This window comes from Streptomyces sp. NPDC054840 (genome assembly GCF_053611065.1).
This window is the reverse complement of the sequence record NZ_JBSGZP010001067.1, coordinates 1-1,566: the sequence shown is the minus strand read 5'-3', so window position 1 is coordinate 1,566 and position 1,566 is coordinate 1. Positions and strand designations below refer to the sequence as shown.

General features: G+C 77.3%; 1 pseudogene. It reads left to right on the top strand.

Annotation, left to right across the window (positions count from 1 at the left end):
* Positions 1 to 238 precede the first annotated feature (238 nt).
* Positions 239 to 1,566: pseudogene (locus ACWGIU_RS37545) on the top strand (dTMP kinase); the annotation flags it as partial.

Here is a 1,566-nt window from a genome sequence, read left to right as displayed (position 1 = left end):
GTGGCCAAGAAGGCCCCGGCCAATAAGACGGCCGCGACGGCCGCGACCCCGGTGGCCGCGGACGAGTGACCCCCCGGCGGGTCCGGAGGTGCCACGCGGCGGCTCCGGACCCGTCGGCGTTCGAGGCGCGGGTCCGGGGCGGGAAGGTGGGGCCGGGCCCGGAAGGTGGGTCCGGGGTCACACACTGCCCCGTCCACAGGCCTCCGCAGCGGCCGAGCGCAGCCGATAGGCTGGGCGGATGACGCGAGCCGAGCAGCCGGCGGTCGTGACCGCCCCGGCGAACCCCACCTACGACGACGCCCTAGCAGCGGATTCCCGCGAGCGTGCGGTGCGCGCACTGCTGCGCACTCCCCGGCTGCGCAGGCTGTGGAGCGCCCAGTTGGTGAGCGGCATCGGCGATGCCCTGGCCCTGCTGGTGCTGGTGCTGCTGGCCTTCCAGGCGGCGGCCTCGGAAGGGGGCTTCGGCGGTGGGCCCCGCGGCGCGGCCCTCGCCGTCGCCGCCGTCTTCGGCGTCCGGATCCTCGCCACCCTGCTCTTCGGCGCGGTCCTCCTCGGCCCGCTGGCCGGGCTGCTGGGCGCCGGCGGCAAGCTGGACCGCCGCTGGACCATGATCGCGGCCGACGGGGTCCGCCTCGGGCTCTTCGTCGTCGCCCCGCTGTGGCTCGACTGGATCCCGGCGCACGCGCTGACCGCGCTGCTGGCCACCGTCTTCGTCTCCGGCGCCGCCGAGCGGCTGTGGACCCTGGCCAAGGAGAGCGCGGCGCCCGCCCTGCTGCCCGCGCCGCCGCCGGAGGGGGCGACCGTACGGCCGCTCCCGGACCACCTGGACGCGCTGCGGCGGCTCACCCTGCGCACGGCCTTCGCGGCGCTCCCGATCGCCGCGGCCGCGCTGCTCGCCGCGACCCTGGTCGGCAAGGCACTGGGCCTCGGCATCGACTGGTTCGCCGCGAACCAGGCCGCCCTCGGCTCGTACGTGGCCTCCGGCCTCTTCGCCGCCTCGGTCTCGCTGCTGCTGCCGCTGGTGCTGCCGGGCGGGGCGACCCCGCGTCCGCGCTCCCCGCTGGAGGGCCTGCGCACCCCCAAGGCGGGCGACCGGCCCGACAAGGGCCGTACGGGCGCCGTCCCCCTCCTGGTCCTGAGCTGCGCCGCGGTCGCCGGAGCGGTGTCCTGCGCCGTGTCCGTGTCCGTCCTGCACGCCTTCGACCTGGGCGGCGGCCCGGCCGCCTTCGCGCTGTTCGTCCTCGCGCTGGTCGGCGGCACCGCCGCGGGCATCCGCGCCACCCAGGCTGGCAAGGTGCTGCCCGCCCTGTCCCGCCGCCGGCTGCTGGCCCTCGCCATAGCGGTCACCGGGCTGGCGCTGCTGCTGACCGGGCTCGTCCCGGACATGGCCACCGTGCTGTTCCTCTCGCTGCTCGCCGGCACCGCCGCGGGCGTCGCGGCCAACACCGGCCACACCCTGCTGGACCAGGAGACCGAGGAGTTCCGGCGGGCCCGGATCACCGAGCACCTCCAGGCGGCCGTACGGGTGGCCGTGGCGCTCGGTGCCGTCGCCGCGCCCGTCCTGGC